Below are 25755 nucleotides of genomic sequence, written 5' to 3'. Positions count from 1 at the left end.
TCACCTCTCCAAAGGCACACGCCGAGCAGCAACCGAGAAGGTCGCTGCACTCGCCGAGACCTACTCGTCAAACCTTTGACGAGCAGGGACACCGTCGAGCTGCCGTGCCGCACCAATCTCCCGCATTGCTCATGCGAGGCGGGTACCGCGACACCCGGCCATCAGGCTGCAGAACCGGGCGTCTCGGGCTTTTTCCGACGGAAGGAATCCATTGAGCGACACCACCGACGTGACGTCGGGTGTTTCTGACGTCGCTGACGCCGGCGCCGGCACCACCGCGACTGCCACGAAGCGCCGTCGAGGCGGCACCGGGTTGTCCGCGATGCTGCTGCCCGAGCTGCAAAGTCTCGCCGCGTCCCTCGGCATCTCCGGTACCGCCCGGATGCGCAAGGGTGAGCTGATCACCGCGATCACCGAGCGTCAGGGCGGCGGGGCCCCCGCCGAGAGCGCGCCGCGTCCGCGCAGCAGCCAGGCCGCCAAACAGGCTCCGGCTCCCGCCGCGGCCGAGACCGCCGCTTCGGCGCCGGTCGTCGCCACGGCTCCCGTGGCCGCGTCGGCCAAGGTCGAGCCGCCGGCAGCCGCGCCGTCCGACACACCCACCGGGCCGATCGAGTCGGCGCCGCAGAGTGTCGCCCCGCAGCCGGAGGCAGCCGAGGTTCCGGCTGTGGCTGCCGAGGGTGGCAGCCGCCGCAGCCGGGGTCGCGACCGCGACCGTGAGCCGCGGGAGGCCCGCGAGCCGCGCGAGACGGCCGTACCGGCTGTCGAGGCCGAGACGACCGAGCGCACCGAGCGTCCGGAACGCGGCGAGCGCAACCGCGACCGCAACGACCGCGACCGCAACGACCGCCAGCGCAACGACCGCCAGCGGGACGACCGTCCGCGCAACGACAGCCGGAACGACCAGGGCCGCAACGACCAGGGCCGTAACGAGCCGAACCGCGATGACGACGACGACAGCGACGGCGAGGGTGGCCGTCGCAGCCGTCGCAGCCGCTTCCGCGACCGTCGCCGGGGCCGCGACCGCGACGGCAACGAGAGTGGCGGTCAGCGTGACGGCGGCCGCGAGCCGCACGTCAACGAGGACGATGTGCTCGTCCCCGTGGCCGGCATCCTCGACGTCCTCGACAACTACGCGTTCGTCCGCACGACCGGCTACCTGTCCGGCCCGAACGACGTGTACGTGTCGATGTCGCAGGTCAAGAAGCACGGGCTGCGCCGCGGCGACGCGGTCACCGGCGCCGTGCGGGCCACTCCCCGCGAGGGCAGCAGTGGCGACCAGCGCCGCGACAAGTACAACCCGCTGGTCCGGCTCGACACCATCAACGGGATGGAGCCCGAGGAGGCCCGGCGTCGTCCGGAGTTCTACAAGCTCACCCCGCTCTACCCGCAGGAAAGGCTGCGTCTCGAGACCGAGCCGCACATCCTGACCACCCGCGTCATCGACCTGGTCATGCCGATCGGCAAGGGCCAGCGGGCGCTCATCGTCTCGCCGCCGAAGGCCGGTAAGACGATGGTGCTGCAGGCGATCGCCAACGCGATCACCCACAACAACCCCGAGTGCCACCTGATGGTCGTGCTGGTCGACGAGCGGCCCGAAGAGGTCACCGACATGCAGCGCTCGGTCAAGGGCGAGGTCGTCGCGGCCACGTTCGACCGGCCGCCGCAGGACCACACCACGGTCGCCGAGCTGGCGATCGAGCGGGCCAAGCGCCTGGTCGAGCTCGGCCACGACGTGGTCGTCCTGCTCGACTCGGTGACGCGGCTCGGCCGGTCGTACAACCTGGCCGCACCGGCTTCCGGGCGCATCATGTCGGGTGGTATCGATTCGACGGCGCTCTATCCGCCGAAGCGGTTCCTGGGTGCGGCGCGCAACATCGAGAACGGTGGCTCGCTCACCATTCTCGCGACCGCGCTGGTCGAGACCGGCTCGATGATGGACACGGTGATCTTCGAAGAGTTCAAGGGCACGGGTAACGCCGAGCTCAAGCTCGACCGCAAGATCGCCGACAAGCGGGTCTTCCCGGCCATCGACATCGACCCCTCGGGCACGCGCAAGGAAGAGATCCTGCTCGGCAAGGAAGAGCTGGCGATCATCCACAAGCTGCGCAAGGTGCTGCACTCGCTCGACTCCGGTGCGGCGCTCGATCTGCTGCTCGATCGGCTCAAGCAGACCCGGACGAACGTGGAGTTCCTGATGCAGATCGCGAAGTCCACCCCGGGCGAGTAGCAAGTCCCGAACACCAGGCGCGGCCTCTCCGGACGGAGGGGCCGCGCCTTTTGTCGCACAAACTGTGTGTGCGATACCGGTCAGAGCCATGCGAATCTCCCCTTCCCCGAAAGAAGAGCCGATTGGTAGGACCGTTTGGGAGGCTCGATGACAGTGCCTGGATACCGGGACGAACCGGCCGAACCGTGGGATCCGGCCGCGCCGGCCGATCCAGGCGAGGCCGAGGACTTCCTGCGGCAGTGCTACACCGAGAACCAGCGGCTCGGGCCGGTCGAACCGAGGCTCGCGATCGTCCGGGCACAGATCGCCGCCACCGGCACCTACGTGCACACCACCGAGGAGCTCGCCTACGGCGCCAAACTGGCCTGGCGCAACGCGAGCCGGTGCATCGGCCGCCTCTACTGGCGCAGCCTCGTCGTCCTCGACCGGCGCCGGGCCCGCACCGCCGACGAGATCTTCTCACTACTGGTGAATCACCTGCAGACGGCCGGCGACGGTCAGATCCGGCCGGTGATCAGTGTCTTCGCCGCGGCCCAGCCGGGTCAGCCGTACGCCCGTGTCTGGAACGAGCAGCTGATCCGGTACGCGGGCTACCGCGGCGCGGACGGCTGTCCCCGGGGCGATTCCCGGCAGGAACAGTTCACCGCCGCGATGCAGGGCTACGGGTGGCGCGGTAAGGGCGACCACTTCGACGTGCTGCCGCTCGCGATCGAGACCCCGGCCGAGGGCGTACGCCTCTACGAGCTGCCCGACCGGGCCATCCGCGAGGTTCCGCTCACGCATCCCGAGCACAGCTGGTTCGACGAGCTCGGCCTGCGGTGGCACGCGGTCCCGGCCATCTCGAACATGCGCCTCACCATCGGCGGCGTGCACTACCCGCTGGCCCCGTTCAACGGCTGGTATCTCGGCACCGAGATCGGCGCGCGCAACCTGGCCGACACCGACCGGTACGACATGCTGCCGGTCGTGGCCGCCCGCCTCGGCCTGGACACGAGCCGGGAGTCGACGCTGTGGCGGGACCGGGCGCTGCTCGAGCTCAACGTGGCCGTGCTGCACTCGTTCGAGAAGGCCGGGATCAGGATGAGCGACCACCACACCGAGTCGCAGCGCTTCCTGAAGCATCTGAGCAACGAGGAGAAGGCCGGTCGGCGGGTGCCCGCGGACTGGACGTGGATCGTGCCGCCCATGTCGGGCGGGATCACCCCGGTCTTCCACCGCTACTACGACGAGATGGACCTGCGGCCCGCGTTCTACCTCGACGAACAGGCGTCGGTCCTGGCCCGTGAGGGCTGCCCGGTCAGGCGAACTCATTGACGGCGAAGTCGGCGCCGTCCGGGACGCGCGTCCGGTCGGAGTGGACCCACGCCAGCACCTTGACCGCGAACTCGGCGGCCGGGATGCGGCCGGCCGCGCGGACGACGTACCCCTCGGAATGTCGCGGACTGCGGCAGGCCGCCCACGCCGCCCGGGCCTCGGAGATGCTGCCGCCGCGGTAGAGCACCGGCACCACCGGCAGCTCGAGCCGCCGGGCCCAGTCGACCGTGTCGTCCCAGCCCAGCAACGTGTCGGTCTCGTCCCAGATGCCGAACACGATGAAGACGCCGGGCAGGTCGGCATAGGCGATGCCGCGGCGGGCCCACATCGACTCGCCGCAGACCCGCCAGTCGTCCGGGATCCGGTGCGACGTCATGGCCCAGAGCGCCTTGGCCGGACGGTCCCACGGCTGCTCGTCCTCGCCGGGGGAGCGTCCGTAGATCGCGTCCCGGGTGAAGGTGAGGTTGCCGCCGTCGAGCTTCTCGGTCACCACCAGTTCGCCGTCCAGCCACGACAGATCGGACTGCACCAGGTCGTCGCCCGCGGTTCCGGGCGAGTCGGGCAGGTGGTGGGTGCGGGGGTACTTCACCGCTTCGGGGTCTCCGGTCTCGGCGTACGGGAGGGGTAGCGGAAGAGTACGGCCCGCGGGGCGCCGCTGGTACCTGCGCGCCCCCGGGAGCAGAGATTACCCATGCCTTCGAGCGTGCGAGAACCCGGCAAAACGGACGGGAATGCCCGGTCCGGGACAGGCGTTGACACCGCAGGTCACGCCGATTTCGCCTGGACGCGGCGGCATGGCAGACTGGTACATCGGCCAGAAGGTTCCGGTTCCCGCGATCAGCGACCCGGCGACCATTTTTCGAGAGGGACCGAGAAGACATGAAGAGCGGCATTCACCCGGAGTACACGACCACCGAGGTCATCTGCTCCTGCGGCAGCACCTTCACCACCCGCAGCACCGCCAAGGGCGGCGAGATCCGCGTCGAGACCTGCAGCGCCTGCCACCCGTTCTACACCGGCAAGCAGCGCGTCCTCGACACCGCGGGCCGGGTCGCGAAGTTCCAGGCGAAGTACGCCAAGATCAACGCCGCGAAGAAGAAGTAACTGCTTCAACGGCGCCCGCACCCCACCCGGGGGCGGGCGCCGTTCGCATGTCAGCAGGAATTCCTGAGGGAGAGACCCGTGAGCAACGATCGTCTGAGCACCCTTCTCGACGAGTACGCCGCGCTGGAGAAGCGGATGGAGGACCCGTCCATCCACTCGGACCAGGTCCTCGTGCGCCGGGTCGGCCGCCGCTTCGCCGAGTTGGCACCCATCTACGCCGCCCACGCCGAGCTCGAGGCGGCCCGGGCCGACCTGGCCGCGGCCAAGGAGCTCGCAGCCGAGGACCCCGCTTTCGCCTCCGAGGTCGAGGCGGTCGCGGCCGCGCTCCCGCCGCTGGAGGAGAAGCTGGGCGAGATGCTGATCCCGCGCGACCCCAGCGACGCCAAGGACGTGATCATCGAGATCAAGGCGGGGGAGGGCGGCCAGGAGTCCGCGTTGTTCGCCGGCGACCTGCTGCGCATGTACACCCGCTACGCGGAACGTCACGGCTGGGTGGTCGAGGTGATCGACTCGCAGGAGTCGGACCTCGGCGGGGTCAAGGACATCTCGGTCGGCGTACGCACCAAGGGAGTGCCCGACGGCGGCCACGGCGTCTGGTCCCGCATGAAGTGGGAGGGCGGCGTGCACCGGGTGCAGCGCGTCCCGGTCACCGAGTCGCAGGGCCGCATCCACACCTCGGCGGCGGGCGTGCTGGTGCTGCCCGAGGCCGAGGACGTCGAGGTCGAGATCGCGCCCAACGACCTGCGGATCGACGTCTTCCGCTCATCCGGGCCGGGCGGCCAGTCGGTCAACACGACCGACTCGGCCGTGCGCATCACGCATCTGCCCACCGGCACCGTGGTGAGCTGCCAGAACGAGAAGAGCCAGCTGCAGAACAAGGAGTCGGCGATGCGCATCCTGCGCTCCCGGCTGCTGGCGATCGCTCAGGAGGAGGCGGACGCGGCGGCCTCCGACTCGCGCAAGGCCCAGGTGCGCACGGTCGACCGCTCGGAGCGGATCCGCACGTACAACTTCCCGCAGAACCGGATCACCGACCACCGCATCGGCTACACCGCCTACAACCTCGACCTGGTGCTCGGCGGCGAACTCGACGCCGTGCTGGACGCGCTGGCCGAGGCCGACCGGGCGGCCCGCCTGGCCGGCGGGTCCGAGATCGGCCGGCGTCCCTGAGTCACCCGACCGCGATGACCTCGAAGCTGTCGCCCCGGTTGCAGGCCAGATAGCCGGGCCGCACCGAGCACGGCGGCCCGGCCACGGGCGCGATCGAACCCAGCAGCCACTGCCGGCCGGTGTCGAGGTCCCATCGGGTGACCGCGGTGCGACCCTCCGGCGCCGTCGTCGGGCGCAGCACGAAGACGGAACGGCCTGCCCCGTCGCCGGCCGTCTCGTCGGAGGCCAGGCTGCCCTCGACCGGTTCGCCGACCACCTTCCCGGTGCCGGAGTCGACGAGTTGCATCGGCCCGATGTCGGCGCCCGCACCGGTGACCACCCGGTCGGCACTGAGCTGCCAGGCGGTGACGACGCCGTCCAGCCGCCAGCGCCGGGCGCCGGTGGCCGGGTCGTAGGCAACCACGGCCTCGCCCTGGCTGAGGCAGAGCGCGGTGCCGCACGCGAACGCGTACCCGTCGGTTTCCGAGGCCCGCCACAGCTCGGCCATCGTGTCGGTGCGGTAGATGGTCATGTCGAACTGCTGGGCCTGCGACCGGTTGACCACCAGGACATCGGCGGTGCCGGTGAGGTCGTTGAAGTAGCCCTCCTCCGGGCGCGAGGCGACCCAGGGGATCGTCGCCGAGCTGAGCAGCGTGCCCGAGGCGTACGAGTAGATCTTGATCTGACCGGCGTCGGTGGCCGTGACGACCTTGTCGGGCCGGTCGTTCATCGGCAGCGAGAGGTAACTGCGGACGCCCGTGGTGTCGCGGCTCCAGACCGTGGAGCTGTCGCCGAGCCGGATCAGCCGCAGCCCCCGCAGGACCGCTCCCGTGCTGAACTCCGTCATCAGAGCGGTGTCGCCGGCCACGGTGTAGGGCTCACCGGTGGTGCGCCACAACTCTTCGCCGGTGGCCACCGACAGGGCGATCGTCGCACCGTGCACCTCGGCGTGGAAGGCCGACCCGTCGTTGGCCGACGGCAGTTTGACCAGCTGGCCGTCGGTGGGGATGAGCAGCATGCCGGCCGCGTCGGCGGGCTGCACGTAGCCGATCGCGCCGTTGATCGTGCGCTGCCAGCGGACCGCGCCGGTGGCCAGCTCGTGAGCGGCGATGGTGGTGGTGGAATTGGCGGTGCGGTAGACGAAGAGCGTGTCGCGGCTCAGCGCCGTGCCCTGGGCCTCGCCGATCGGCACACTCCACACCGGACGCAGACCGTGCGCCCGGGGCACCTCGGAACCGGTCAGACTCACCGCACACAGCATCACGGCCACGGCGAGAGCGATCTGGCGGACGAGCCGGCGGTCGAGCCGGGCCGAGCCGGTGGGCGCCCCGCGGTCGTCGTCGGCCGTGGGCAGTTCACCGAGCTCGATGGTGCTCATGGCAACGGTCAGGTCATTTCGCTGAGGGGCCGGCTGGGCAGCCTGTTGGCCGCCGCGGCGGCGAGGGCCGCACTCAGCGTACGCCCGTTGGCGCCCACCTCGGACCAGCCCGCAGCCAGGCTTATCGGCGTGCCCGGCACCAGGATCTGCCAGTTCTCGGCGTTGGCGGCGGCGGCGATGCGGCGCGAGACCTCGGCCGCCTGGGTCGTGCCCGCCCCCGGCAGCACCACCACGAACTCGTCGCCCGCGAACCGGGCCACGAAGTCGCCCCGGCGCATCACCCGGCTCAGCACCCCGGCTATGCGCTGGAGCACCAGGTCGCCGCAGTGCCGGCCGTGCCGGGCGTTGACCTCGGTGAAACCGACCAGGTCGCAGACGCCGATCGCCGCCCGCTCGCCCCGGGCCAGCATGGTGGCCACGTAGCGTTCGAGCTGACGGCGGTTGGGCAGGCCGGTCAGCGGGTCGGTGAGCGTCTCGTCGCCGTAGCGGCCGCCGTCGCGCTGCGTCTCCTGCGCGTCGAGCCGGGCCGCGACGCCGTCGAGGTAACCGTCGCGCAGCCGGTCGATGCGCTGGGCGGCGAGGCGGAACGCGTAGCGGTCGGCGGCGTGGGCGGCGGCATGGTCGCCCGCGGCCGCGTGGCAGATGCTGCGCAACCGGGCCGGCTCGGCGGCGCCCAGGATCTCGGCCGAGACCGGCACCGAGTCGAGCATGGACAGTGCGGGCCCGGGCCGGCCGGTGGCCAGCGTGAGGCAGACGTTCCCCAGGTGGCGCAGGTCGCGGGTGCGGATGCTGTCGCCGCCGCCGGTGAGCCACTTGGCCGCGTCGGCGCCGGTCTCTTCACCCAGTGCGGCCCGGCGGGCCAGCGAGTAGCCGTAGGCGGCGCGGCTGCCGGGACGCAACTGATCGGCGCCGATCGACACGTAGCGGGCCAGCTCGGCCTCGATGTCGCGCAGCACCCGCAGGCAGCCGTCGGTGTCGCCCTGGTGGTCGAGCGAGACCGCGTTGCGCAGCCGGATGCCGGGCGCCGCGAAGATCTCGGGCGCGAGCCCGACCGCGACGCCGACCTGCCGGGCCTGCTCGATCGCGGTCAGCGCGTGACCGTGAAAGCCGAGATAGGAGTACGCCATGGCCAGGTCGTGCCAGCCCCAGGCGGTCTCGGAGTCGTTCTCCCGTACCGCCGCGAGCGCGCGGGAGGCCTGCACCAGGTGGGTCACGCCACGGTCCAGATTGCGCTCGAGGTGGGCGCCGAGCGCCGCGAACGCGTGCATCTGGCCGCGCAGGTAGGGGTCGGGGATCTCGCGGACGGCATTCTCCGCAGTGGTCATCGCGGCCGCGAAATCGGCTATGCGGCCCAGGTTTATGAGGGCCCCGAAGCGCTGGACCAGCGCGTAGGCCCGGGTGGTGGGGTCGGTCGCGGCGGCCAGCACACCGTCGAGGATGGGCAGCGCCTCGGCCGACCGGCCGTTCTGCTGGAGCCCGCCGGCCCGGCGCAGCTCGTCGACGTTTTCCGCGAGTCGGTCCAACCAACTCACCAGGCGCCTCCCACGGTGCCGCGCGTCAGGTCGCCGACCCGGCCGGTCGGCGTCGCACGTGACGTGGGGAAGATTATGCCGTGTCGGACTTGGAAAACATCTCCCGATCTTGGGAGCGGACGCCGCTGAGCCGGGCGCTGGCGAGCGCCGTGGCCGATCTCGCCGCGGCCGGAGTTGCATCGCCGCGGGTCGATGCCGAGGTGCTCGCCGCGCATGTGCTGGGCATTCCACGTGGGCGGTTGTTGCTCGTGGACTCGTTGCGCCCCGAGGAGCTGAGCCGGTTCACGGCCCTGGTGGCCGAGCGGGTGAAGCGGATCCCGCTCCAACATCTGCTCGGCACGGCCGCCTTCCGGCATCTCGAACTTCAGGTCGGCGACGGCGTCTTCGTCCCACGACCCGAGACGGAGCTTCTCGCCGGCTGGGCGATCGAGCACACCCGGCCCGGCGCGACCGTGGTCGACCTGTGCAGCGGCTCGGGGGCGATCGCGCTCGCGGTGGCCGACGAGGCCGGGCCGGGCCGGGTCGTCGCGGTCGAACGCTCCCCGGCCGCCCTCGCCTGGCTGCGCCGCAACGCCGAGCCGTACCCGGCCGTCGAGGTGCTGCCGGGCGACGTGACGGACCCCGGCCTGCTCGCCGGGCTGCGCGGCCGGGTGGACGTGGTGCTGTGCAATCCGCCCTACGTCCCCGACGGCACCGCCGTGCCGCCCGAGGTGGCCGAGCACGATCCGGCCGAGGCGGTCTTCGGCGGGCCCGACGGGCTGGAGGTCGTCCGGCCGGTCATCGCGCTGGCCGCGGCCCTGCTCAGGCCGGGTGGCGTGGTCGGCATCGAGCATGACGACGTGCACGGCGAGGCGGTCCCGGAACTGCTGCGGGCAGACGGCCGGTTCACCGCGGTGACGGCCCACGACGACCTCACCGGGCGGCCGCGCTACGCGACGGCCCGGCGCACCTGATCGATGCGCTCGATCGCATGGCAGACTGCACGGTGTGATGCTCTATGACTGCCGTACCACCGCGGACAGGGATCGCGGCATCGCCGCCGCCGTCGAAGCGGTCAAGAGCGGTGAGCTGGTCGTCATGCCGACCGACACGGTGTACGGCGTGGGCGCCGACGCGTTCACCCCGCATGCGATCACCGCGCTCCACCATGCGCGAAGCGTCACCAACTTCGTCCCGCCGCCCGTGCTGGTCGGTTCCCGCCACACGCTCGACGGTTTGGTCTACTCGCTGCCCAAGGCCGCCCGCGAGCTGGCCGACGCGTTCTGGCCGGGCGCGCTGACCCTCTACGTGGAGCATTCGCCCAGCCTTCAGTGGGACCTGGGCGAGACCGGCGGCCGCATCGCCGTCCGCATGCCGCTGCACCCGGTCGCGCTCGAGGTGCTGCGCGCCGTCGGCCCGATGGCGGTCACCACGGCCAACAAGACTGGGCAGCCCGCGCCGGGCACCGCCGAGGCGGCCCGCGAACAGCTCGAGTACGCGGTCCGCGTCTATCTCGAGGCGGGCGAGGCGCACGACCCGGCGCCGAGCACCATCGTCGACGTCAGCGGCGAGGCGCCGCAGGTGCTGCGGGCGGGCGCGATCCCCATCGAGAAGCTGCGCGACGTCGTGCCCGAGCTGCTGGCGCCGGAGGCCTGAGGTGGCGCCCTTCACCGTCCTGCACATCTGCATGGGCAACATCTGCCGGTCCCCGATGGCCGAACGCCTGCTGGCCCGCGCGGTCCGCGACCGCGTCGGCGAGCAGGGCGATCAGCTGGTGCGCAGCGTCAGCGCCGGCACCGGCGGCTGGCACGAGGGGGAAGAGATGAATCCCCCCGCCGCCCGTCAGGTGCTGGCCCGCGGCGGCGCCGACAGCGGCTTCGCTGCCCGCAAGCTGCGCGGCGACTTCATCGACGAGGCCCACCTGATTCTCACGGCCACCGCCGATCAGTACGACTACGTGGTCGCGCTGCGCCCCGACGCGGCCGGGCGCACGTTCGTCACCGGCGAATTCGGGCGGCTGCTGGGCGCGATCGACGCGAGCGCGCTGCCCCCGGCCGAGCCGAAGCCCGACGCGGTGCACGCCCGCGGCGTGGCCATCGTCGAGGCCGTCAAGGTGCTGCGCGGCGACGACAGCCCACGACCGGGCGACGACCTCGACGACCCGTGGGGCCGGGGCGACGCGACGTTCCAGCGCATCGGCGACGAGATCGAGGACACCACGGTCCCGTTCGCCGTGCTGCTGCTGCCGTGACGATCGTCCGGCCCGACGCCGAGGGCTATCGGCGGGCGGTCGAGGTGCTGCGGGCCGAATCGGTGGTCGCCTTCCCCACCGAGACCGTGTACGGCCTGGGTGCGAACGCCTTCTCCGAGAAGGCGGTCGGCGAGATCTACCGGCTCAAGAACCGGCCGTCCTGGAACCCGTTGATCGTGCACGTGGCGAACGTCGAGGCCGCCCGCGAGCTGGCCGAGTCGTGGCCGGTCGAGGCCAACGAGCTGGCCGCGGAGTTCTGGCCCGGCCCGCTCACGCTGGTGCTGCCGCGGGCCCGCCACCTGGCCGGGGTCGGCGCGAGCAACAACACGATCGCCGTCCGCATCCCGGACCACGAGGTGGCCCTGCGGCTGCTGGAAGAATCCGGGCTCGCGCTGGCCGCGCCCAGCGCCAACCGTTCCGAGGGCATCTCGCCGACCACGGCCGAGCACGTGCTGCGCAGCCTGCCCGACGTGCCGCTGGTGCTCGACGGGGGCCCGGCGTCGTGGGGCATCGAGTCCACCGTGATCGACGTGACCGGTGGCCGGCCGAGGCTGCTGCGGCCGGGCGCGATCCCGCTGCGCGAACTGCGGGACGTGGCCGGGCCGGTCATCCTGCCCGACGACGGGCCGTCCGACGGCGACGCCCGCCCGTCGCCCGGCATGAGCCGCCGTCACTACGCGCCCCGGGCCACGCTGACGCTGATCGAGGATGTGCGGGCGGCCGACCGGGACGAGTCCGTCGGCGTCCTCACGTACGAGACGGCCGGCGTCGAGGGGGCCGAGATCCTCTCCGCCGACCCCCGCGAGTACGCAGCCGACCTCTACGCGGCCCTGCACCGCCTGGACGACGCCGGGGTGACGACGATCCTGGTGCAGGAGCCGCCGCGGACCGAGGACTGGCTGGCCGTGCGCGACCGCCTCGGGCGGGCCGCCGCTAAGTAGCGGGCAGGCCCTCCGTCGTTCCGGAGCCGGTCGGACGGGTCTCGGCGCCCCGCGCGATGTTGCGGGCCATCCCGCTGAAGATGAAGCCGTGGAAGGGCAGGACCGAGGCCCAGTACGCGTGACCGGCCAGCCCCCGCGGCAGGAAGATGGCCCGCTGGCGGTAGACGCTGCCGCCGTTGCCGTCCGGCGCCGCGGACATCTCGAGCCAGGCCCGTCCCGGCACCCGCATTTCGGCCCGCAGCCGCAGCACCTTCCCCGGCTCGATCTCCTCGACCCGCCACCAGTCCAGCGCCTCACCCACCCGCAGGTGCTCGCGGTCGCGCCGGCCGCGGCGCAGCCCGACGCCGCCGACCAGCCGGTCCAGCCAGCCGCGGACCGACCAGGCCAGCGGGAACGAGTACCAGCCGTTGTCGCCGCCGACGCCCTCGATGACCCGCCACAGCGCCTCCACCGGCGCCTTCACCTCGCGCGTGCGCTCGTCGACGTAGATGCTGCCGCCCGACCAGTCGGGGTCCGACGGCAGCGGCTCGGCGGCGGCGTCCCCGCCGGCCGCGTTCGACCACCGGGTCTCGACGTTGGCGTCGCGGATCTTGCCGAGCGCGACCCGGACCGCCTGCTCGAAGCCGAGCGGCTCGTCGGGGGAGTACTGCCGGATGTCGTCCTCGTGCGCCACCGCCTCGTGGATCAGGCTCGCCACCAGCGGCCGGGCGATCGCGTTGGGCACCGGGGTGACCAGGCCGACCCAGTGGGCCGACAGCCACGGGCTCAGCGGGCGCAGCGGCACGATCACCCGCTTCCGCAGCCCGGCCACGTGGGCGTACCCCTGCATCATCTCGGCGTACGTGAGAACGTCGTGCCCACCCACGTCGAAGCCGCGGTTGACCTCGGGCGGCAGGTCGGCCGCGGCGATCAGGTAGCGCAGCACGTCGCGGACGGCGATCGGCTGGATCCGGTTGCTCACCCAGCGCGGGGTGACCATGACCGGCAGGCGCTCGGTCAGATAGCGCAGCATCTCGAACGACGCCGACCCGGAGCCGATGATCACGGGCGCCCGCAGCACGGCCGTCGGCACTCCGCTGGCCAGCAGGATCCGAGCCACGTCGGCCCGGGACCGCAGGTGCGGCGACGGTCTCTCCTCCTCCGGTGGCTCGGGGCCGCCGAGATAGACGATCCGCGAGACCCCGGCCGCCTTGGCCGCCCGGGCGAAGTTCTCCGCAGCCTGCCGGTCCAGCGTCTCGAAGTCCTTCCGGCCCAGCGAATGGACCAGGAAGTACGCCACGTCGATGCCCTCCAGGGCCGCCGTGAGCGTCTCGGCCTGATTCAGGTCGCCCTCGGCCACCTCGACCCGGGACGCCCAGGGGACGTCGCGCAGCCGCCCCACGCCTCGGGTCAGACACCGCACGTCGTGGCCGGCCTCGAGCAGGCGGGGCGCGAGCCGCCCGCCGATGTATCCGGTCGCACCGGTCACCAAGCACCGCATAAACGCAGACTGTGCCCTCGGAAGGGCCTGGTTAAGCCATATGCTCGAATCCGGCGACGTTGCCTACTCGGGGAGGGCACGTGGGAACCTTCTGGGGGCCGGATTTCGCCGCGCTCGAGCGCGGCGATCCGGAGATCGCCCACGTCCTGCTGGCCGAGGTGGAACGTCAGCGGAGCGGGCTCCAGCTCATCGCCGGCGAGAACTTCACCTCGACCGCCGTGCTGGCCGCGCTCGGCTCGACCCTGGCCAACAAGTATGCCGAGGGCTACCCGGGCGAGCGGTACTACGGCGGCTGCGCCGAGGCCGACCACGCCGAGCGACTGGCCGTGGAGCGGGCCCGCGAGCTGTTCGGCGCCGAGCACGTCAACGTCCAGCCGCACTCCGGGGCGGCGGCCAATCTGGCCGCGTACGCGGCCCTGGCCGAGCCCGGCGACCCGGTGCTGGCCATGGAGCTGTCGCACGGCGGGCACCTGACGCACGGCAGCCGGGTCAACTTCAGCGGCAAGTGGTTCCACCCCATCGGCTACCGGGTCACCGCCGACACCGAGCAGATCGACTACGACGAGGTCCGCGACCTCGCGCTCGCCCATCGGCCCAAGCTCATCATCTGCGGCGCGACCGCCTACCCCCGACTGATCGACTTCGTCCGGTTCCGCGAGATCGCCGACGAGGTGGGCGCCTATCTGATGGTCGACGCCGCGCACATCATCGGTCTGGTGGCCGGGCGTGCCGTCCCGTCGCCGGTGCCGCACGCCGACGTGGTGACCTGCACCACCCACAAGGCCCTGCGCGGGCCGCGGGGCGGCATGATCCTGTGCCGGGGGGAGCTGGCCCAGCGCGTCGACAAGGCAGTGTTCCCGTTCACCCAGGGCGGCCCGATGATGCACGTCATCGCGGCCAAGGCGGTGGCCCTGCGGGAAGCGGCCTCTCCGCAGTTCAGCAGCTACGCGAGCCAAGCCGTGGAAAACGCCCGGGAACTCGCCCGGGCGCTGGCCGAGGAGGGAATGCGCCCGGTGGCCGGTGGCACCGACTCCCATCTGGTGCTGCTCGACCTGCGGGGGTTCGGAGTGACCGGCCACGACGCCGAGGTCCGCTGCGCCCGCGCCGGCATCATGGTGAACCGCAACGCCGTCCCGTACGACCCGGCGAAACCGGCGGTCACCTCAGGAATCCGGATCGGCACCCCGTCCGTCACCACCCAGGGCATGGGGACGGACCAGATGCGCCGGATCGCCGGTCTGATCGCCGCTGCAGCCTGCGCCGATCCCGGCACGCGGGACGGAGCGGACGCCCTCGAGGATCTCAAGCGCGACGTGCACGCACTGGTGGCGGAGTTCCCGCCCTATCCATTGCACGTCTGAGCCCGCGGGTCGGGTGCTAGCGCGGGTTGCGCACCGGATCCGGCTCGGCGGTGCGGGTGGCCCGCCTCTCGTCGCGGCGGTTGGCCAGCAGGCTGGTCGCGGTTACGGTCGTGAGGACGACGACGATGACCCCCAGGGAGAACGGCGTCGGGATCTCCGGCAGCCAGGTCCAGACGTCGTGCGCCCAGTGCAGCACCAGCTTCACGCCGATGAAGGCCAGGATCACACCCAGCCCATAGTCCAGGTGCCGTAGCTTCCCCAAGGCGTTGTGCAGCACGAAGTACAGCGCGCGGAGTCCCAGCAGGGCGAAGACGTTGGTCGCGAAGACGATGTACGGATCGCTGGTGACGCCGTAGACGGCCGGCACCGAGTCGACCGCGAAGACGATGTCGGTCATGAAGACGGCGACCACTACCAGGGCCATCGGGGTGAGCGTGCGCCGGCCGGCTTCCTGCACGGTCAGCCGCGCACCGTGGTAGCGACTGGTGACCGGCATCAGCCGGCGCAGGATCCGGACGCTGCGCATCTGGTCGATGTCGATCGACTTTTCCTCGTCCGAGGCGGCCTCGCGAAGCACCTTGACCGCCGTCAGCAGCAGGACCGCACCGAACAGGACGAACGCCCAGCTGCCGGCGCTGATCACTGCAGCGCCGGCAGCGATGAAGATCGCCCTCAGAACGAGGGCGCCCGCGATGCCGAAGAGCAGGACGCGCTGCGCCAGCGGTGGGGGGACCGCGAAGGCGGCCAACAGGAGCATGAACACGAAGAGGTTGTCGACCGACAGCGATTTCTCGACGATCCAGCCGGTGAAGAACTCGACCGACACGGTGCTTCCGTAAAGCCACCAGAGGATGAGGCCGAACACGACGGGAAGGGCGAGGTAGAAAACGGTCCAGCCGACCGCTTCGCGCATCGGCACATCGTGCGGACGCCGGGTGATGACAAAGTCCGCCGCCAGCAGAAGCACGACGAGCCCCACGGTGACGACCCAGAGGATCGGCGAGCCGATGGACTCCAGCTCTGCGGCAAGAATCGTCTGTGAGTGCAAAGAAACTCCTCGAACGCATCATCGTCCGAGGTCTCCCTCACCCGCCGTGTTGGGCGAGCGCCCGTCCGAGGACCCATCAGGAATCCGTACTGACCGGAGCGGACTGTCGAGGTACTCCCCCCGCAGGAACTTTGTAGGCAATCTAGGCGGAAGTCACCGCCCGCCTCAAGTCGACCACAGAACGGACGCAAGGAAGCCGAAGGAGACCGATCTCTCGTCAAGGTGCGGCGCTCCTCGGGACGGCATGCGGGAGGTGCCCGCCAGATCCGGCGGTAGAGTCGGGCACGAACGGCCCCGCTCCGGAGGCCGGCGTGCGGCGTCGAGGAGGTGTGCGGTGGCTGCCGACCAAGAGGCGGCACGAGCGCCCGGTCCGATCGCGGGCCGGCTGGGGCACTTGCGCACAACGCTGGCGGTGACCGGGATGGTTCTGGCGCTCACGGTCGTCGCCGGCGCCGCAATGGCTGGATCGGCCGGCGCTCTCGGCGCCGCCGCCGGCGTGCTCGTGGTCGTCAGCAGCTACCTGCTCAGTGATCTGGCGGTCGCCTGGGCCGACTCGGTGAGCCCGAAACTTGTGTTCAGTGTCGGGCTGGGCACCTATCTGTTCAAGTTCTCGCTGTTCGGCATGGCGCTCCTCGCGGCGCCCGGGGACGGCTGGGCGGGGCAGCGACCGCTGGCTGTGGCGATGGTTGCCGCGGTTGTCTGCTGGGTCGGCGCCCAGGTGTGGTGGACGGCGCGGCACGGAACGCCGACGAGCGACGCGACCAGATCTGACCCTGACCGGATCTGACCCTGACCGGATCTGACCCCGTTCGGGTCCGATTCAGCCCCCGCCGAGCGAGTCGGTTTCGTTGTTCGGCATAGGGGCGTATGTTCTCTGGCATTCGGCGACAGTTCACTCGGCACCGCACGACGAGGTTGTGCGGGGGGTGACTCCTACCCGCCATTGAGCGGCTGATAGGTTGCTCGCGACATGGCTGGTGACCACAAGCCCGAACCCCCTGGACCGCCGCAAGGTGCTGATGCGGGCTGGACGGCTGTCGGTTATCTGCTGGGCGGTATGACCGTTTGGGGTGGCATCGGTTGGCTGGTCGACAGCTGGCTAGATCTTCCTCGCTTCGGGCTGTTGATCGGCCTGATCGGCGGTGGAGCCGCCGGTGTGTACCTGATCGTTAAGAGGCTGGGCGCCTGAACCACACGGCCCGACCGACGGAGGTTGCAAGTTGAGTGAGTCGCCGCAGGTACTCGCCGCGGAGTTCCCGCCTGGCGTGGAGAGCTTCGACTACGGCAGCCTGATCCCGGGTCTCGAGGGCACGATCTGGGAGACCGCCTTCACCAAGATCACCCTGCTGGTCTGGCTGAGCGTGGCTATCCTGATCGTCTTGTTCCTGGTGGCCTACCGGAAGCCGCAGATCGTTCCGACCAAGGGTCAGTGGATGGCCGAGAGCGTCTACGGCCTGGTCCGTGACAACATCGCCAAGGACATTATCGGCGCGCAGGGTGTGCGCTTCGCGCCGTATCTGACCACCCTCTTCGTGTTCATCCTGTTGAACAACTTCTGGGGCATCGTCCCGTTCGCTCAGATCTCCCCGAACTCGCACATCGCGTTCCCGATCGTGCTCGCTCTCTCCACCTACGTGCTGTACATCATCGTGGGTGTCCGCAAGAAGGGCGTGGGCCGCTACATCAAGGACAGCATCTGGGTCCCCGGCGCGCCGGGCTGGGTGCAGCCAATCCTGGTGCCGATCGAGTTCTTCCAGGTGGCGCTCCTGCGGCCGGCCACGTTGGCGATCCGTCTGTTCGCCAACATGTTCGCCGGCCACATGATCCTTCTCGTCTTCACGCTCGGTGGCGTGGCGCTCTGGCAGGCCGGTGGTCTCGGCCTCAAGGTGACCGCGTTCGGCAGTTGGGCGATGGCGATCGTGATGACGCTCTTCGAACTGTTCATCCTGATCCTGCAGGCCTATGTCTTCACCCTGCTCACGGCGACCTATCTGCAGAGTTCAGTCTCCGAGGAGCACTGATCCCCAGCTCCGGGCCGGCGTACCGGCCACGGCCCCATCGTTTCGACAAGTGAATATTTATCTCACCTAAACGTGCGCGTGACAGTCACGCGTTCAACGCAGGAGGAACCAATGGAAGGCTCGCTCAACGTCATCGGCTACGGCATCGCCGCGCTGGGCCCGGGTATCGGTGTGGGTCTGGTGTTCGCCGCCTACATCCAGGCCACGGCCCGTCAGCCGGAGACGGCCAGCCTGACCCGTGTCTACATGTTCATGGGCTTCGCCGTGATCGAGGCGCTCGCCCTGCTGGGCCTGGTGCTCGCGTTCGCTATTTGACCTGCCGCCCGTAGTCTCACGGCCGGTCAGCGGCGAAGGGAGAAGTCATGAAGATAGCAGCGGAAGAGGGTGGCGGTAGCCACATCCTGATCCCGCCGCTGGCCGAGATCATCGTCGGTCTCATCGCCTTCGGCGTGATCCTGTTCATTCTGGGCAAGTTCGTCTATCCGCGTATGGAGCAGATCTTCCAGGCGCGGGTGGAGGCGATCGAGGGCGGCATCAAGAGGGCGGAAGCCGCTCAAGCCGAGGCCAACGAACTGCTGGAGCAGTACCGCGCGCAGCTTGCGGAGGCTCGGACCGAGGCGGCGCGCATCCGGGACGAGGCCCGGGCAGACGCCGAGGGCATCCGCCAGGACATTCTGGCCAAGGCCCGTGAGGAGTCGGACCGGATCATCGGGGCCGGACAGGCGCAGCTCGCCGCGCAGCGCGAGAGCATCGTACGTGAGCTCCGTTCCGAGGTCGGATCGCTCGCGGTCGACCTGGCCAGCAAGATTGTCGGGGAGAGCCTCGCCGACGAGGCGCGCAGCCGGGGCACCGTGGAGCGGTTCATCAGCGAGCTCGGCCCGGCCGGCTCGGCGGGCGGGCGGCGCTGATGGCGTCCAGCGTCAGCCGGCAGGCCACGGCCGAGGCGTCCGCGAAGTTCGCGGCCGGCACGGCCACGGCCACGTCCGCGCAGGTTGCGACGGCCGCGGACGAGATCCTGTCGGTAGCCGGCCTGCTGCGGGCGCAGCCCCGGCTCCGTCGGGCGCTGACCGACCCGTCGCGCTCCGGCGCCGACCGGGCCGCGCTGGTCCGCTCGCTGCTGTCGGGCAAGGTCGCACAGGTCGTGCTCGACACGCTGGAGACCCTCGTGGCGGGCCGGTTCTCCCGGCCGGCCGAGCTGCTCGACAGCACGGAGCGGCTCGGCGCGGACGCCGTGCTCGAGGCCGCCGACAAGGACGGCAAGCTGGCCGAACTCGAGGACGAGCTGTTCCGCTTCGGGCAGATCGTCTCCGGCAACTCCCAGCTCGCCGTCACGCTGAGTGATCCAGGTGCGCCGATCGAACGCCGGGTTAAGCTGGTGGCGGACTTGCTCAAGGGCAAGGCCCAGCCGGCCACGGCGCGGCTCGCCGAGATCGCTCTCGAGGGCTTCGGTGGTCGTGGCTTCGAGGCGTCGTTGACCCGGCTGGTCGAGCTGACCGCCGCGAAGCGCGACCGTGAGGTCGCGTACGTGACGGTCGCCAAGCCGCTCACCGACGCCGACGAGCAGGCGCTGGCTGCCAAGTTGTCCGAAATCTACGGTCGGGCGGTCTCGCTGAAGGTCGACGTCGATCCCGCGATCATCGGCGGCGTCAGTGTCCAGGTCGGCTCCGACCTCTACGACGGCACGATCCTGCGTCGGCTCAACGCCGCCAGGCAGGCATTCGCGAAGTAGTTTTTCTCCCTCGGCCGGTCGCGGAAGCATCCCGGTTGAGCAGGCCCCTCGGTGGCGGCAACGTCCCGAGCTAGACAGAGAAGGCAGAGGATGGCCGAGCTGACCATCTCCTCGGACGAGATCCGGGGGGCGCTAGAGCGCTACGTCTCGTCCGCTACGCATGAGGTCACCCGCGAAGAGGTCGGTATCGTCTCCGATGCGGGCGACGGCATCGCGCACGTCGAGGGCCTGCCCTCGGCGATGGCGAACGAACTGCTCGAGTTCCAGGACGGCACGCTGGGCGTCGCCCTGAACCTCGACGTCCGGGAAATCGGCGTCGTGGTCCTCGGTGACTTCACCGGCATCGAGGAGGGTCAGCCGGTCAAGCGCACCGGCCGCGTCCTCTCGGTCCCGGTCGGCGACGCCTTCCTGGGTCGCGTGGTCGACCCGCTGGGCCGGCCGATCGACGACCGGGGCGAGATCGTCAACGAGGGGTTCCGCGAGCTCGAGCTCCAGGCGCCCAACGTGATGAACCGCCAGCCGGTGAAGCAGCCGCTGCAGACCGGCATCAAGGCGATCGACGCCATGACGCCGATCGGCCGTGGCCAGCGCCAGCTGATCATCGGCGACCGCAAGACCGGCAAGACCACGGTCGCGATCGACACGATCATCAACCAGCGCGCCAACTGGGAGTCCGGCGACCCGGACAAGCAGGTCCGCTGCATCTACGTCGCGATCGGCCAGAAGGCGACCACCATCGCCTCGATCCGCGGCACGCTCGAGGCGAACGGCGCCCTGGAGTACACGACGATCGTCGCGGCTCCGGCGTCCGACCCGGCCGGCTTCAAGTACATCGCCCCGTACACCGGCTCGTCCATCGGACAGCACTGGATGTACAACGGCAAGCACGTCCTGATCGTCTTCGACGACCTGACCAAGCAGGCCGAGGCGTACCGCGCGGTCTCGCTGCTGCTGCGCCGCCCGCCGGGTCGTGAGGCCTACCCGGGTGACGTCTTCTACCTGCACTCCCGTCTGCTCGAGCGTTGCGCCAAGCTCTCCGACGAGCTCGGTGCGGGCTCGATGACCGGTCTGCCGATCATCGAGACGAAGGCCAACGACATCTCGGCCTACATCCCGACGAACGTCATCTCGATCACCGACGGCCAGATCTTCCTGGAGACCGACCTGTTCGCCTCGGGTGTCCGTCCGGCGATCAACGTCGGCACCTCGGTGTCCCGGGTGGGCGGCTCGGCGCAGGTCAAGGCCATGCGTTCGGTCTCCGGCCGCCTCCGCCTCGACCTGGCCCAGTTCCGTGAGCTGGAGGCCTTCTCGGCCTTCGCCTCCGACCTGGACCGCGCGTCGCGGGCCCAGCTCGAGAAGGGCGTCCGCCTGGTCGAGCTGCTCAAGCAGCCGCAGTACTCGCCGTACTCGGTGGTCGACGAGGTCATCGTGATCTGGGCCGGCACCACCGGCCAGCTCGACGACATCCCGGTCGGCGACGTGCGCCGCTTCGAGCAGGACTTCCTGGGCTGGATCAAGCGGCACCGCAGCGACACCTACACCGCGATCGACTCGACCGGTCTGCTGTCGGACGACGACGTGGAGAACCTGAAGAGCGGCGTGACCGAGTTCAAGGAGCTCTTCAAGCGCGGCGAGACCGGCTCCTCGGTCAACGAGGACCCGGCCGAGCCGCTCGAAGAGGGCCGCCAGACGCGTGAGACGGTGACCCGCGAGGTTCCCCGCTCGACGGAAGACAAGTAGTCATGGCCGGTCAGGTACAGGCGCTCCGACGGCGCATCCGCACCGTCAAGTCGACCAAGAAGATCGCGAAGGCGCAGGAGCTGGTGGCAACCAGCCGCATCGCCAAGGCGCAGGAGCGGGTCAACGCCTCCAAGCCGTACGCCGAGGCGATCACCCAGGTCCTGACCGCCCTGGCGTCCAACGCGTCGATCGACAACGCCCTGCTGGTCCCGCGTGAGCGGGTCCGGCGGGCGGGTGTCCTGCTCATCACCAGCGACCGCGGCCTGGCCGGCGCCTACAACGCCAACGCCATCCGCACCGCCGAGCAGCTGATCGAGCGGCTCAAGGCGGACGGCAAGGAGCCGGTCCTCTACGTCGTCGGCCGCAAGGGCGTCGGCTACTACCGGTTCCGCAACCGGCCGATCGAGGCCAGCTGGACGGGCTTCTCCGAGCGTCCGGCGTTCTCCGACGCCAAGACGATCGGCGAGGCCCTGCTGGAGGCGTTCGTCGCCGGCGCGGACGACACCGACACGACGTACGGCCCGGACGGCATCCAGGGCGTCGACGAGCTGCACATCGTCAGCACGCAGTTCAAGTCGCTGATGACGCAGAGCGCCGAGGCGCACTTCCTGGCGCCGATGCAGGTCGAGGAGCGCGAGGTCGAGCCCGGGCTGCGTTCGGCGTACGAGTTCGAGCCGGACGCCGACGAGCTGCTCGACGCGCTGCTGCCGAAGTACCTCAACACGCGGATCTACGCGGCGTTGCTGTCCTCGGCGGCGAGCGAGTCGGCGTCGCGCCGGCGGGCGATGAAGAGCGCGTCCGACAACGCGGACGACCTGCTCAAGCGGTACACGCGCGAGATGAACTCCGCGCGACAGGCCGCGATCACCCAGGAAATCAGTGAGATCGTTGGCGGCGTCGAGGCGCTGTCCTCGGCAGGAAGTGATACGTGATGACTGCTGTAGCTGAGCCCACCAAGGCGGAGACCGGTGTCGGCCGCGTCGTCCGGGTCATCGGCCCGGTCGTCGACGCCGAGTTCCCCCGGGACGCCATGCCCGACATCTTCAACGCGCTGCACGTCTCGGTGACCCTGTCCGAGGGCACGAAGACGCTGACGCTGGAGGTCGCCCAGCACCTGGGTGACAACATCGTCCGCGCCATCTCGATGCAGCCGACCGACGGCCTGATCCGTGGGGCCGAGGTCTCCGACACCGGCTCGCCGATCTCGGTGCCCGTCGGTGACGTGACCAAGGGCCACGTGTTCAACGCCCTCGGCGAGGTGCTCAACGCCGACCCGGCGACCCTGGACATCCAGGAGCGCTGGTCGATCCACCGCAAGCCGCCGGCGTTCGCCGACCTCGAGCCGAAGACCGAGATGCTGGAGACCGGCATCAAGGTGCTCGACCTGCTCGCGCCGTACGTGCGCGGTGGCAAGATCGGCCTGTTCGGCGGCGCGGGCGTGGGCAAGACGGTGCTCATCCAGGAGATGATCATCCGTGTGGCCCGTAACTTCGGTGGCACCTCGGTGTTCGCCGGCGTCGGCGAGCGCACCCGTGAGGGCAACGACCTCATCCTGGAGATGGAGGAGGGTGGCGTTCTCGACAAGACCGCCCTCGTCTTCGGCCAGATGGACGAGCCGCCGGGCACCCGCCTGCGGGTCGCCCTGTCCGCCCTGACCATGGCGGAGTACTTCCGGGACGTCCAGAACCAGGAGGTGCTGCTCTTCATCGACAACATCTTCCGGTTCACCCAGGCCGGTTCCGAGGTCTCCACCCTGCTCGGCCGCATGCCGTCGGCCGTGGGCTACCAGCCCACGCTGGCCGACGAGATGGGCGAGCTGCAGGAGCGCATCACCTCGGTCCGGGGCAAGGCCATCACCTCGCTTCAGGCGATCTACGTGCCCGCCGACGACTACACCGACCCGGCGCCGGCCACCACGTTCGCCCACCTGGACGCGACCACGAACCTCGAGCGGTCGATCTCCGACAAGGGCATCTACCCCGCGGTGGACCCGCTGGCCTCCAGCTCGCGGATCCTGGCGCCCGAGTTCGTCGGCGCCGAGCACTACGCGGTCGCCCGTGAGGTGCAGCGCATCCTGCAGAAGTACAAGGACCTGCAGGACATCATCGCCATCCTCGGCATGGACGAGCTCTCGGAAGAGGACAAGGTCACGGTGCAGCGGGCCCGCCGCATCGAGCGCTTCCTCTCCCAGAACACGTACGCCGCCGAGCAGTTCACCGGCGTTCCCGGCTCGACGGTCCCGCTCAAGGAGACCATCGAGGCGTTCAAGAAGATCAGCGAGGGCGAGTACGACAACTTCCCCGAGCAGGCCTTCTTCATGTGCGGTGGCCTAGAGGACCTCGAGCGCAACGCGCACGAGCTCATGAAGGGCTGATCCAGCTCAGCGTCACCGGAGCCGCGCCGACCGTAATGGTGGGCGCGGCTTCGCTGTGTCCGGCCGAGACTTTGTCCGTTTTGTAGGGATTGCCGTGGGCGGGGCCGGTCTCCGCTGGTTACTCTTGTGCCTTCGTCGACCAAGGGGGAGCACGTGGCCAAGTCCGCGAAGCGCACGCCGCTGTGGGCGCGGCTCTGCGCGATCTTCGGCTGTGTCCTCATGGTGCTCGCCGGGGGCACCCTGGTGGCCCAGCAGGTGCTGGTGTCCCGCTACGCCGGCGCCATCGAGACGCAGAACCTCTTCGGAGACGCGGCCGCCGCCGGCAACGGCCAGAAGGTCTCCGACATCAAGGGCCCGCTCAACATCCTGCTGGTCGGCATCGACCCGCGCAGCGACGAGCAGACCCCGCTGTCCGACTCGATCATCGTGGCCCACGTCCCGGCCGACATGAAGCAGGCGTACCTGTTCTCCATCCCGCGCGACCTGGTGGTCGACATCCCGCCCTTCGCCAAGACCGGCTTCAAGGGCGGCCGTTCCAAGATCAACGCCGCCATGGGGTACGGCAGCGCGGTCGGCAACGGCAAGCACGACGTGGTGCAGGGTTTCGACCTGCTCGCCAAGACGGTCGGTCAGCTCACCGGCATCCCGACCTTCGACGCCGGCGCGATCATCAACTTCAACGGCTTCAAGGCGATCGTCGAGGCCATGGGCGGCGTCACCATGACGATCGACCAGAACGTCAAGTCGGAGCACCTCCAGCCCAACGGCAAGCCCCGCCCGCGTCTGTCCCGCTGCGCCGACAACTCGTGCGCGCACCCGTACTACGGTCCTCAGGCGGAATACAAGAAGGGCACCTACCACCTCCAGGCGTGGCAGGCCCTGGACTACGTGCGGCAGCGCTACGGCCTGCCCCGGGGCGACTACGACCGCCAGCGGCACCAGCAGCAGTTCATCAAGGCCATGGCCAAGCAGGCGCTCAGCAAGAACGTGGTCAGCAACCCGGCGAAGCTCGACAAGGTGCTCAAGGCGGCGGGCAAGGCGCTGATCTTCGACGGCAACGGCCACTCGGTGGTCGACTGGGGGTTCGCGCTGAAGAACGTCCGCTCCGACGACATGACCCTGATCAAGCTGCCCGGCAGCTCGATCATCGACAACGGCCGCTACCGGGGCGAGGAGCTGGACTCGACCGCGAAGGATTTCTTCGCCGCCGTCCGGCAGGACCAGGTCCGCAACTTCATCTTCCGGAATCCCGAATACATCAACACCAACAGCTGATCACATGTGGTAGTCGACACCCCGTACCACGGCGGCCACAAGGGCCGTTTAGACTTCACCCAATAGTTGAAGCAGCCTGAACAGGGAGACAGCGTGGCCAACCAGCTGCCCGTCAAGGTCGTCGCCGTCGAGGAACGCGTCTGGTCCGGTGAGGCCGAGATGCTCGTCGCGCGCACCACCGAGGGTGAGATCGGTGTGCTGGCGGGTCACTCGCCGCTCCTGGGCCTGCTCAAGGAGCCGTCGCAGGTGCGGGTGAAGCTCGCCGGCGGCGAACAGCTCACGTACGACGTATCGGGCGGCTTCCTCTCGATCGACGCCGACGGTGTGACCGTCCTCGCCGAGAGCGCCACGCCCGCCACTCCCGAGTCCCGCTGACTCCGGCGATGCGGGTTCTGGAAGTCTTCGGAATCTGCGTCGTCGCGCTGCTCGCGCTCCTGTTCCTGGTTTTCTTCCGCCGCCGGCTGCTCATGGCCGGCGGCGGAACCATTCGCCTCCAGATCCGCGTCAGCGAACTCGTGCCGGGCCGCGGCTGGTCCACGGCGATCGGCCAGTTCGCCGGGGGCACGCTGCGCATCCACCGTCTGTTCAGCTACGCCGTCCGTCCCAAGCGCACGCTCGACCGCTCGTCGACCGTGGTCGAGGGCCGACGGCTTCCCGAGGGTCCCGAACGGCTCACGATGCCCGGCCATTGGGTGATCCTGCGCCTGTCCACCACCCTCGACGAGATCGAGATCGCGATGGCCGAGTCCACGGTGACCGGCTTTCTCTCGTGGCTCGAGGCAGCCCCGCCCGGCCAGCCCGGCAGTGTCGCGCCCCGCCCGGCCATCCGGCCCGACCCGATAGAGCAGTGAC

Annotated in this window: 26 protein-coding genes; 21 read left to right on the top strand and 5 right to left on the bottom strand. The window is 70.1% G+C overall.

Features of this window, described 5'->3' with window-relative positions; genetic code table 11:
• The first annotated feature begins 211 nt into the window (after nucleotides 1-211).
• Both rho and LXN57_RS04575 read left to right on the top strand, forming a co-directional pair.
• Nucleotides 212-2227 (top strand): transcription termination factor Rho, encoded by a 2016-nt coding sequence (rho, locus tag LXN57_RS04580; protein ID WP_251796718.1) that lies wholly within the window; start codon nucleotides 212-214, stop codon nucleotides 2225-2227.
• A gap of 147 nt (nucleotides 2228-2374) precedes the next feature.
• Entirely contained in the window at nucleotides 2375-3541 is a 1167-nt protein-coding gene (locus LXN57_RS04575; protein ID WP_251796717.1) for a nitric oxide synthase oxygenase, read from the top strand.
• Here LXN57_RS04575 and LXN57_RS04570 read toward each other — a convergent pair.
• Complete coding sequence (locus LXN57_RS04570) at nucleotides 3525-4130, bottom strand: RNA ligase family protein (RefSeq protein ID WP_251796716.1); 606 nt, start codon at nucleotides 4128-4130, stop codon at nucleotides 3525-3527. The genes LXN57_RS04575 and LXN57_RS04570 overlap by 17 nt on opposite strands.
• Before the next feature lie 290 nt (nucleotides 4131-4420).
• Between LXN57_RS04570 and rpmE the strand changes: the two genes are divergently transcribed.
• A complete protein-coding gene (gene rpmE / locus LXN57_RS04565) occupies nucleotides 4421-4645 on the top strand; it encodes a 50S ribosomal protein L31 (RefSeq protein ID WP_221375839.1) in 225 nt (74 codons plus the stop codon).
• 78 nt (nucleotides 4646-4723) lie between these two features.
• On the top strand, nucleotides 4724-5815 hold the full coding sequence (gene prfA / locus LXN57_RS04560; protein ID WP_251796715.1) for a peptide chain release factor 1: 1092 nt from the start codon (nucleotides 4724-4726) through the stop codon (nucleotides 5813-5815).
• A 1-nt stretch (nucleotide 5816) separates the two neighbouring features.
• On the opposite strand, the gene LXN57_RS04555 is transcribed toward prfA, so the two are convergent.
• Both LXN57_RS04555 and LXN57_RS04550 read right to left on the bottom strand, forming a co-directional pair.
• Nucleotides 5817-7172, bottom strand: a complete 1356-nt coding sequence (locus LXN57_RS04555; RefSeq protein WP_251796714.1) for an outer membrane protein assembly factor BamB family protein — start codon at nucleotides 7170-7172, stop codon at nucleotides 5817-5819.
• A gap of 8 nt (nucleotides 7173-7180) precedes the next feature.
• On the bottom strand, nucleotides 7181-8704 hold the full coding sequence (locus LXN57_RS04550) for a GGDEF domain-containing protein (protein ID WP_251796713.1): 1524 nt from the start codon (nucleotides 8702-8704) through the stop codon (nucleotides 7181-7183).
• Nucleotides 8705-8784: 80 nt separating this feature from the next.
• Here LXN57_RS04550 and prmC point away from each other — a divergent pair, with 80 nt between their 5' ends.
• The 4 genes from prmC to LXN57_RS04530 are packed head-to-tail and all read left to right on the top strand — an operon-like array spanning nucleotide 8785 to nucleotide 11875.
• A complete protein-coding gene (gene prmC, locus LXN57_RS04545) occupies nucleotides 8785-9657 on the top strand; it encodes a peptide chain release factor N(5)-glutamine methyltransferase (RefSeq protein WP_438872829.1) in 873 nt (290 codons plus the stop codon).
• A 37-nt stretch (nucleotides 9658-9694) separates the two neighbouring features.
• On the top strand, nucleotides 9695-10339 hold the full coding sequence (locus tag LXN57_RS04540; RefSeq protein ID WP_221376019.1) for an L-threonylcarbamoyladenylate synthase: 645 nt from the start codon (nucleotides 9695-9697) through the stop codon (nucleotides 10337-10339).
• Between the two features lies 1 nt (nucleotide 10340).
• Complete coding sequence (locus LXN57_RS04535) at nucleotides 10341-10934, top strand: arsenate reductase/protein-tyrosine-phosphatase family protein (RefSeq protein ID WP_285904589.1); 594 nt, start codon at nucleotides 10341-10343, stop codon at nucleotides 10932-10934.
• A complete protein-coding gene (locus LXN57_RS04530; RefSeq protein WP_251796712.1) occupies nucleotides 10931-11875 on the top strand; it encodes an L-threonylcarbamoyladenylate synthase in 945 nt (314 codons plus the stop codon). The genes LXN57_RS04535 and LXN57_RS04530 overlap by 4 nt, the downstream gene beginning before the upstream one ends.
• On the opposite strand, the gene LXN57_RS04525 is transcribed toward LXN57_RS04530, so the two are convergent.
• Nucleotides 11868-13355: an SDR family oxidoreductase gene (locus LXN57_RS04525; protein WP_251796711.1), complete on the bottom strand. Its 1488-nt coding sequence runs from the start codon at nucleotides 13353-13355 to the stop codon at nucleotides 11868-11870. The genes LXN57_RS04530 and LXN57_RS04525 overlap by 8 nt on opposite strands.
• A gap of 80 nt (nucleotides 13356-13435) precedes the next feature.
• On the opposite strand from LXN57_RS04525, the gene glyA reads away from it, so the two are divergent.
• Nucleotides 13436-14716, top strand: coding sequence for a serine hydroxymethyltransferase (gene glyA, locus LXN57_RS04520; RefSeq protein WP_251796710.1), 1281 nt, complete (start codon nucleotides 13436-13438; stop codon nucleotides 14714-14716).
• Between the two features lie 16 nt (nucleotides 14717-14732).
• On the opposite strand, the gene LXN57_RS04515 is transcribed toward glyA, so the two are convergent.
• Nucleotides 14733-15764, bottom strand: a complete 1032-nt coding sequence (locus LXN57_RS04515) for a TerC/Alx family metal homeostasis membrane protein (protein ID WP_251796709.1) — start codon at nucleotides 15762-15764, stop codon at nucleotides 14733-14735.
• Between the two features lie 334 nt (nucleotides 15765-16098).
• Here LXN57_RS04515 and LXN57_RS04510 point away from each other — a divergent pair, with 334 nt between their 5' ends.
• The 12 genes from LXN57_RS04510 (at nucleotide 16099) to LXN57_RS04455 (ending at nucleotide 25754) form a co-directional block, all read left to right on the top strand.
• Nucleotides 16099-16551 carry a hypothetical protein gene (locus LXN57_RS04510; RefSeq protein WP_251796708.1) on the top strand — a complete coding sequence of 151 codons (453 nt, stop codon included), beginning with the start codon at nucleotides 16099-16101 and terminating at the stop codon, nucleotides 16549-16551.
• A gap of 183 nt (nucleotides 16552-16734) precedes the next feature.
• Nucleotides 16735-16953: a hypothetical protein gene (locus LXN57_RS04505; protein WP_251796707.1), complete on the top strand. Its 219-nt coding sequence runs from the start codon at nucleotides 16735-16737 to the stop codon at nucleotides 16951-16953.
• Between the two features lie 31 nt (nucleotides 16954-16984).
• The gene (atpB, locus tag LXN57_RS04500) at nucleotides 16985-17785 is read left to right on the top strand and encodes a F0F1 ATP synthase subunit A (RefSeq protein ID WP_251796706.1); all 801 of its coding nucleotides are present in this window, start codon (nucleotides 16985-16987) and stop codon (nucleotides 17783-17785) included.
• Between the two features lie 111 nt (nucleotides 17786-17896).
• Nucleotides 17897-18100, top strand: coding sequence for an ATP synthase F0 subunit C (atpE, locus tag LXN57_RS04495; protein ID WP_251796705.1), 204 nt, complete (start codon nucleotides 17897-17899; stop codon nucleotides 18098-18100).
• A gap of 47 nt (nucleotides 18101-18147) precedes the next feature.
• On the top strand, nucleotides 18148-18693 hold the full coding sequence (locus tag LXN57_RS04490; RefSeq protein WP_251796704.1) for a F0F1 ATP synthase subunit B: 546 nt from the start codon (nucleotides 18148-18150) through the stop codon (nucleotides 18691-18693).
• On the top strand, nucleotides 18693-19514 hold the full coding sequence (locus LXN57_RS04485; RefSeq protein WP_251796703.1) for a F0F1 ATP synthase subunit delta: 822 nt from the start codon (nucleotides 18693-18695) through the stop codon (nucleotides 19512-19514). Before LXN57_RS04490 ends, LXN57_RS04485 begins: the two co-directional genes overlap by 1 nt.
• Before the next feature lie 90 nt (nucleotides 19515-19604).
• The gene (atpA, locus tag LXN57_RS04480) at nucleotides 19605-21254 is read left to right on the top strand and encodes a F0F1 ATP synthase subunit alpha (protein WP_251796702.1); all 1650 of its coding nucleotides are present in this window, start codon (nucleotides 19605-19607) and stop codon (nucleotides 21252-21254) included.
• A 2-nt stretch (nucleotides 21255-21256) separates the two neighbouring features.
• The gene (locus LXN57_RS04475) at nucleotides 21257-22186 is read left to right on the top strand and encodes a F0F1 ATP synthase subunit gamma (RefSeq protein ID WP_251796701.1); all 930 of its coding nucleotides are present in this window, start codon (nucleotides 21257-21259) and stop codon (nucleotides 22184-22186) included.
• Nucleotides 22186-23628, top strand: a complete 1443-nt coding sequence (atpD, locus tag LXN57_RS04470) for a F0F1 ATP synthase subunit beta (protein WP_251796700.1) — start codon at nucleotides 22186-22188, stop codon at nucleotides 23626-23628. The genes LXN57_RS04475 and atpD overlap by 1 nt, the downstream gene beginning before the upstream one ends.
• A gap of 153 nt (nucleotides 23629-23781) precedes the next feature.
• Nucleotides 23782-24903 carry an LCP family protein gene (locus LXN57_RS04465; RefSeq protein WP_438872828.1) on the top strand — a complete coding sequence of 374 codons (1122 nt, stop codon included), beginning with the start codon at nucleotides 23782-23784 and terminating at the stop codon, nucleotides 24901-24903.
• A 93-nt stretch (nucleotides 24904-24996) separates the two neighbouring features.
• Complete coding sequence (locus LXN57_RS04460; protein ID WP_251796699.1) at nucleotides 24997-25278, top strand: F0F1 ATP synthase subunit epsilon; 282 nt, start codon at nucleotides 24997-24999, stop codon at nucleotides 25276-25278.
• 8 nt (nucleotides 25279-25286) lie between these two features.
• Nucleotides 25287-25754 carry a DUF2550 domain-containing protein gene (locus LXN57_RS04455; protein WP_251796698.1) on the top strand — a complete coding sequence of 156 codons (468 nt, stop codon included), beginning with the start codon at nucleotides 25287-25289 and terminating at the stop codon, nucleotides 25752-25754.
• Nucleotide 25755 lies beyond the last annotated feature (1 nt).

It is taken from the genome of Paractinoplanes hotanensis (assembly GCF_023717965.1).
Classification (GTDB): Bacteria; Actinomycetota; Actinomycetes; order Mycobacteriales; family Micromonosporaceae; genus Actinoplanes; species Actinoplanes polyasparticus.
The sequence above is the reverse complement of the archived record's forward strand: the minus strand, read 5'-3'. Positions and strand labels throughout refer to the sequence as shown.